This window comes from Paenibacillus sp. P4_A7 (assembly GCF_056402455.1).
The window spans coordinates 1-8,126 of record NZ_JBFUHJ010000241.1; the positions used below are offsets into that span (position 1 = coordinate 1).

General features: G+C 44.4%; 4 protein-coding genes and 1 pseudogene. All 5 read right to left on the reverse strand.

Going from position 1 to position 8,126, the window contains the following annotated elements; translation table 11 throughout:
• Window positions 1-468, reverse strand: a pseudogene (locus AC1DWN_RS22065) (sugar ABC transporter permease); the annotation flags it as partial.
• Between the two features lies 1 nt (window position 469).
• Window positions 470-2,314, reverse strand: coding sequence for a right-handed parallel beta-helix repeat-containing protein (locus tag AC1DWN_RS22070; protein ID WP_477561053.1), 1,845 nt, complete (start codon window positions 2,312-2,314; stop codon window positions 470-472).
• Window positions 2,315-2,741: 427 nt separating this feature from the next.
• Entirely contained in the window at window positions 2,742-4,883 is a 2,142-nt protein-coding gene (locus AC1DWN_RS22075) for a glycoside hydrolase family 36 protein (RefSeq protein WP_477561054.1), read from the reverse strand.
• Between the two features lie 69 nt (window positions 4,884-4,952).
• Window positions 4,953-6,473, reverse strand: a complete 1,521-nt coding sequence (locus AC1DWN_RS22080; protein ID WP_477561055.1) for a response regulator transcription factor — start codon at window positions 6,471-6,473, stop codon at window positions 4,953-4,955.
• Window positions 6,474-6,480: 7 nt separating this feature from the next.
• On the reverse strand, window positions 6,481-8,126 hold a 1,646-nt coding region (locus AC1DWN_RS22085), incomplete at its 5' end, for a sensor histidine kinase (protein ID WP_477561056.1).

The following is an 8,126-nucleotide window of genomic DNA, read 5'->3' on the forward strand; positions in this document are numbered from 1 at the left end:
GAATAGAACAATAATGCTATTGACCAGGCCCTCGTTCGACAATAGCGCGAACAATATGCCTGAGATCGTCACCCAAGAGATGAAGTGAGGTAAATAAATAATCGTTTGAATCGACCGTTTGAAGACCCTTTGCCTTACTTCATTTAAGAGAATAGCCAGAATAATCGGAGCAGGAAATCCAATTAGGAGACGCAATAAATTGATTTCGATCGTGTTGGTGAAAACCTGCCAAAACTTATCAGTCGCGAAAATTTGTTCGAAGTGCTTAAATCCTACCCATGGACTGCCTAAAATTCCTTTCGTAATCCAAAATTCTTTAAATGCGATCGATGCACCATACATGGGGATGTAACTAAATATAAATAAAAACGCAACGGCAGGAAGCAGCATGAGATACAGCATTTTATATTTGACTATTCTTCTGCCTACATCCGTACCCGTTCCGGCTTTCGCCCCGATTGTCGCCATATTATAGCTCACCTGTTTTCTTCTGCAGCCTGAACCGGCTGTCGTCTCGATTGAATCCGATGTTATGAAGTAAATTCACATTCGTGCTAGTCGCATAATCGATATAAATATGATCCTCTGTTGTTGCAACCGTGGACAATCTTCTATTGTTCTCGATCCAAACCTCGTTACAATAGCTTGCCATTAAACTTCCCTGATAATATTCCGGGTGGAGCACGCCATTCTCATCTCCATCGGCATGCGATTTGAGCCTCACAGTATTGGAATTCAGAATGGCATTATTGCGGATATATATCCTTTTGCAGGATGAAGCATAAACCGCTTGCTGCGGACAATTAATAATTGTATTATTCTCGATCCACACTCGGTCAAAGATCGCATATTGCGTTCTCCCCTTGGCAAGATATACACCCATGTAGATAACGGCCATGTTCCAGTGATTCACATCGCAGCTGTCAATCAGATTATTGCGGATACGCAGATTGCTTACTCCAAATCCTTCCGACCAGCGAGACTCGGAACCGCACTCAATCTGGATCGCTGACCCTTGATTCATGAAGAAATGATTGTTCTCCACCAAGCCGTTGCTGGAATGTAGCAATATCCCTCTTGCGCGATTATGGTGAAAGAAATTATTGCGAACGATATAGTTGCTGGAATCATATCTTCGATTAAAAAGTATCGCGCGTTCTGAAACCTCGGCAGGGATCGGTTTTTCAAAGGTAAGTGTGCAGGTGTTATACTCTTTATTCCATTCCACGCCTGCGATACGCTCCGTGATCTCGGCAGGCGACAGATCTTCATTTCGAAACTCGATTTCGTCTCCTAGCGCAAAGGGATTACGCCATGTTAGCACACGACTTAAGCTTACGATTCGATCATCGATACGCTTGAAACCCTGAACAGAATTATCGTGAATGTTCAGGCAATCGTCACCGTTGTAGCTGAAATCGCAGTTTTCAATCATAAAGTAACCTAGAGAATTACTGATATGGCAGCCATCTGCCGTGACGGAAATGCAACGCGTCGTTCCTGGCCGTTTCACAATTCTGCAATGTCGCAGCGCCCAATGGTGTTGATCTCCCGACGCCACGAAAGCATGTCCTGGCGCGGAATAGATCGTTACATGCTCGATTAGCAAATGCTGATTGCTTTCAAGTTCGAAAGCGTTCGCGTCATAAATGTAATGACGTACGATGTAAGCTTGCCCTGGATTCAGAAAGCGAAAATCTTCGGGATTGGATAGTGCAATTCGGAACGTATTGAGATCCATGCGACTAATATTCCGGAAATGGTTTTCGTGGAATTCACGACCTAACTCGCAGCCTGCAGATAACGTCAGCGGATTCATCGCGTTTAATGTCCGTATGTTCAGATCGCCTGGCGCTTGCGCATACTMCGGAAAGTGAAGATCGAAATAAGTGCTGTCTGAGGCCACTTCCCTTACTAGTCCGATGCTTGCCAATTGCCCGCTTTCCCAGTCCCAATCGACAGTGAAATTTTTGAATATCGTCCGTACGCAATTCCTTATGGTAAAGAAGACTTCCACCGTAGAAAAGATGAATTCAGAGCCCCCGCCATCGAAMTGAAAATCGAGCATCCCTTCGAATTTAAGATGATTGCCATTATAAAATCGATATATTCCCAAAGGAACGACAAGCTCGGACGAACGTTCCCGTTTGCAATAATCAATAGCATTCTGAAAGGCATTTCCATTACAATACCCTTCCTCGGATCTAGCACCGAAATCAGCGACGCTAACTTTCTTATATCCGCTCCATGTCGGAGCACTGATGGAAATCTCCGACATGCCCACGGCTATATCCTCATTCTTTACGCGCTCCACTCACCTGCCTCCTATCCTTATACACGCCTGTTATCTCTCTTGCTATATTGATTGTGCCATAGACGACCTTCCCTTAATATGTGCTGAGAATAGAACATTGGATGTAGTTTGTTACGAAGTTGTATGGATGCTAGATCCCATGAAAATTATTGATCGTCTCTGTGTCAGGATGGAGTCTGGAACACTATCGGAAAATCATTAGTTCAACTTATATAGTTAAAAAAAATGCCCCGATCGGTGATCGAGGCGTCCTGCGTTCCTATTGTTCGATGAGTATAACGTTATCGTATAGCACAGTGAAACGCCTTCATTCCAGGTGTCACCTGATTTTAATAATATTTTATCGCCAGGATTAAACGTATAGAACGAAGACAACCATTGCTAGAACGAATGACAATGCAACATAGACACACTTTTTGGCCATTGGCTACTCCTCCTCAATGTGCAATTCATATAAGCGTGCCGTAAATTCCGTTGGAAGTGTAACAACTAGCGCTTTCTCAAGCTGACTCCAGCTCCAACTAAGGCTCTCATTCTGGGGAAATCCACAACGAACCGTTACTTTCTTGCCCTCACAGCCCGGAATAGGAAATCTCGACTCTTTCGTTCCGCCTTCTAATCTCCAAACAGCCACATAAGCCTTCTCACCGCATCTTAGTCCAAGGCTAAGCCAATGATCGCCATGCTTAGGTAAGCCAATCGGCCAAAATGGAAGAGACTTCGGAATTGATGCTCGGATACTCTTGTAATAGGAAATCCCCTCACGAATCAATTCAAAGCGATCCGATGAAATGTCCGCCAAGTGCCCGCTCTGATGAACTCGCATTAACATGCCATTCACCATGTTAAAGATGACCTCTTCCCGATCTCCATCCTTAAGCGGATATGACCAAGCAGCTGATTGCTCTGGAGTGAGCGCCGTAGGAGCAGCAGCGGATATCGCCGCAAACTTACGGTAATCTGTCTGGTCGCTAATCGACTGCACGCTGTGTCTGGCGAGCAAAGCATAATCCATACGCAAACCGCCGCTTCCGCAATTCTCAATCACCAAATTCGGATAACGAGTAAATACGCTATCAAGCCAGCGCAGATAGGCACGATTATGCTGAAGCAAGCCATCACCGAAGCTATCGGCTTTAACCTCAGTACCAATACCTGCATTAATGTTGTAGTCCATTTTGATGTAACCGACCTTGTACTCCGTCACTAGTCGATCGAGTACTTCATCTGCATATCGAATGACCTCGGGATGTCGATAATCCAATTGATACCTGCCGTGATCTATGATCCGTTTTCCATGTCGCATGAAAAACCATTCATCCGACACTTGTTGTGCTAACGGGCAATGGATGCCCATTACCTCAAGTTCCAGCCAAAGTCCCGGAATTAAGCCTTTCGCCCGGATATAGTCGAGCACCTCCTGCAATCCGCCTGGGAAACGTCTCCGTGACGGTTGCCAAAGTCCAACATCGCTCCACCATTCGCCGTCCGCATACCAGCCAGCATCAATGCAATAGTACTCGCATCCCGCCGAAGCTGCCGCATCGACTAAGGGTAAAATCTTCTCTGTAGTTGGATCAGCGAATAAACAATTCATGTAATCGTTGAAAATAACCGGCAGTCGCTCATTGTCTTCATTCCAGCGACGGATTTCTCGCCGATAACGCGTCAATTCCACAATTCCCTGTTCGAACCCCCCTTTAACAATCGCAATCGCCGCAGGAACGGAGATAAATGTTTCACCAGGCGCGACATTTTTCCACCAATGGCTTTCGTTCTCCGTAGGACCGCTTAATTGCAAATAGAGTTGACCATTCGCCTTATCACTCACCTCCCACTGCCAAGAACCGTTATGCTCGATTTGCCAGCACATGGCCATTCCCACCTCTGTATTCTCATAGCCACCCATCGGCTGAAGATCGGCGGAAGACCATGTTCCCGAGTTGCTGTACGAAAGTCTTTTGATCGAAAAATCATTTACTTTCGTTAATCCTAGCTCGGATAGCTTATAACTTCTCCACTGCAACTCTCCGTGCCAAGCATTATGCGAAATATGAAGTCGGCTTTTGTCTTCCCATGACTCGCTACCTTCGCTCGAGATACCTGTCATCGTAAACGAGGAGACGTATTCAATCGGTATGGAATTCGAACTCTGATTGTCAACCTCCGTCCAAGCTCGGATGACAGGGATATCGTTGTAAAATTGATAGTGCACCGTCACCCGCATTCCCCTATCATTCATAACCACTTCAAGCTTTCTTCCACTTTCGTTATAGAAATCTCTGTGGCATTCGTACTTCAGCCTTCCTCCTGGCATTGTCCCCGTATATTTGGACGCATGATGATCGTTCCGATCTTCCCCCGTCGCCTGCAGTTCGACGATTCGGCGCGTTCTTCGTTCCTCCTCAGTTCCTAGTACATCTTCATTTGCTGGAAAGGGAGATAGATGAACCAGACGGACATCTCCACTTTCAGCAATCTCAATCTCCAGATAAATCCCATTTTCGTAAATTTTAATCCAACTCTGCACTTCCATCGTATTCTCTTCCATACCATAAGCCCATGTCACTTTTCAATCACCCTCTATTCCTGATAGATGGTAATCATTGTGACACGGGCTCGATTGCATTTCTATGTGTTAATCAAAGAGATTTGGTTGTAGTTTCTTGTGGGCGATGTTTTTATTGTCTAAGCGCTGTTTGTACTCTAGCGGCGATTGGCCAAGATGTTTCTTGAATAGCTTGCTGAAATGGGCATAATCTTCATACCCGACTAATTTCCCTACATCATATAGTGATATATCTTCTTTCAACAGCGTAATAGCCGCATCAAGCCTTTTCTGAATGAGGAAATGGATAAAGCTTTGGCCCTTCTCCTGTTTGAACAGATGACTCAAATAGTTCGGGCTAATAAAGTACTGCTGGGCAAACTCTTTGAGAGATAATTTGTGCGCATATCGTCGTTCGATATCCTTGATAATCTCCTCAACGATAGGAATTGTTGTTAACTCCGGAGGTTTCTTCTTATGCTCGTCAATTAACATCCTCATCTGTACAAGTAAATCATGGGGATTGCCGTAGTGGAGAACCAGATCTTGGACGGTAATGGAGTCCTCAGCGAATGATTGGGTCGACGAAGTGAAGTTTTTGATCACCACGACAAAAAAATTATAGATTTCAGCAAGCCCACTTAAATGAATTTGATCTTTGGCGATTCCTCTATGCAAATCGAATAACGCAGCTTCCAGATGCTCAAGCTTTGTTGCTTTGCCTATCCGTTCCATGATAGACGGCAATGCCGCATTTACTCTTGGCCTATAGCGGTAAACACCTATCCTGCGGTTCAAGCTCGAGGTTTCAGCCATCATATTCGCCTGGTTGTAATATTTAGCGATTTGACTGTCGGAGTCGTTCGACAGACTTACTCCTACATCCCATTGAAGCTCTGCGGCCATGGTTAGAATGTGTTTATATAATGACTTAAACGTATACGAATCCATGTCAGAACGACTTAATAAATACGTCCATTTGAGTGGGCTCGCCATGGCACGAAATAAGGCAAAGCCATGCTCTTGCAGCAATCGATCCGTATTCAGCAAGGATTGCTCCGATATGGCTGTTTTGCTTTTAACGATAGCAAAGGCATATCCCGCTCCGCTTCCCATTTCAACACCCAAACCTTTTAACAGTTTGGATACTTGCTGTATGGTTAATCCCTTCTCGATCATTTCCAAAAACAGCATGGAGTTGTGATAGGTTTGAAGTACGCGCTGGTCCCGATCACGTTTAGCTAACCGATCGCTGCAATTATTTAACGTATCCTGCAATTCCTGCTCGTTGACAGGTTTAAGCAGATAGGCAAAGCAGCCAAGCTCCAGCGCTTTTTTCGCATAGCTAAATTCACTGTATGCGCTCATGAACACCACCAGCGTATGGGGAGATACACGGTTCACGAAAGACAATAAATCCAAGCCGCTTTTCCCTGGCATACGAATGTCGCTGATCACGACATCGATCGATTGCCGCTTTAACAAGCTTTCAGCCATATGTACGTCGTTTAATTTCGCTACAATTTGAAAGCCGAGTGCTTCCCAATCCACAATAAGTTCCATATCCTTCAATATCCACGGCTCATCATCAACGAGTAACAGCTTGTACATAGTTTACTCACCCTTTCGCTTTAAGCGGTACGCTGACCGTCACAACCGTACCCCTATTTTTCCAACTCTTGATGGATAGTCCATAGGGCTTCCCATAATAGATTTGAATTCTCTTATGAATATTGACCAACCCGATTCCTTGTCCCAGCCCTGCGGTTTCGGATGAGTTCTTATTCATGCTTTCAAACTCTAGATGCATGCGCATCAAGCGTTCCTCGCTCATGCCGATTCCGTTATCCATCACCTTGATCAGCAATTGATTCTCCTCTTCAATAGTCGCATGGATGCGAATGATCCATCGCCCTGGCTTTCCTTCGAGACCATGAAATAAGGCATTCTCCACAAGCGGCTGAAGAATGAGCTTCACGATCGAACGGGCTCCGAGCCCCTGATCTACGATTACTTTAAACTGCAGCCGTTCTCCAAACCTTATTTTTTGAATATCTATGTATCGCTCCAGATGCTCAAGCTCTTTGTGCAGAAGAACAAATTCATCAGTACGCGTAATGTAGCGGAAATAAGAGACGAGATTGTCAATTGCGACAGCTACCTCCCTCTTTGCGTTGGACAAGGCCATGCCCCTTATAGAGTGAAGTACGTTATACAAAAAATGAGAATTAATCTGGCTTTGGAGACCATTTAACTGAAACATTCGTTTCTCCATTTCTGTTTCATAGAGCTGCTGCTGTGATTGTAGCAGATTGTCCGTAAGCTTCTTGATTTCATTCATCATATTGTTATAGTGGTCCTGAATAATCGTAATTTCATTCTTATAGCCGAATCTCAACCGGGCATCCAGGTCACCGCTCGCTGCGCTATCGAAAATATCGGCCATCTTAGTAATGGGATGGGTTAAACGAATATTAAAGGAGATCGCGACCCAGATGACGATTAGAACCATGATGGCTATAGCCGAAATCACGATATACTGAATGATTGATGCCTTTACCACCAGCTTATCCTCATTAATTAATGCAACGAACTTCCAACCCAAGCTTTTGATCGGGAGAGACTGGTACAAGTAATTGATGCCGTTCATTTGAAAATCGATGACTTTATAATCCTGATTCGTTCTAGTCTGGGCATATATTTGCTCAAAATCGGGGTTATTAGTCGAAGAGCCAATGAGATCGCCGCTCTCGTTCATAATATAGAGCTCTGCTTTATCCGCCAAATCCGCTGAGCGTAATATTTGCTGTATCCACTCCGTATCCAATAACAATACGCCTATGTAAATTTCCTGCAGGTATCGGTTTGGAAGAACGGATTTAACCTTCCTGAAAGCGAGTATGCCCTGGTCTTTTAAAAATGGAGGGGAAATCTGCAGCTTATTGCTTATTCTGTTCTTATCTTCCATCTCTTTTAAATACGCCACCATAGGTTGCATAAGCAGTTCTCCGGTGGACACTAATCGGAAATCTTCTGAACTAATCATGCCGATAGAGTTTAAGGCAGGTTCCAGTGACAAGTACGAGTTTAAATTTTTCAGCAAAATATCGGATTCCTGCCATGATTTATTCTCGAGCATGATGGCCTGAACGTTCCGATTAAAGAAAATCGACTTTGAAAGCTGATCCATTCGGTAAAAATATTCGTCGAACCGATTGTTCGTTTGCGTCACGAAAATATTAATATTATCGAGTGCGTTCTTTT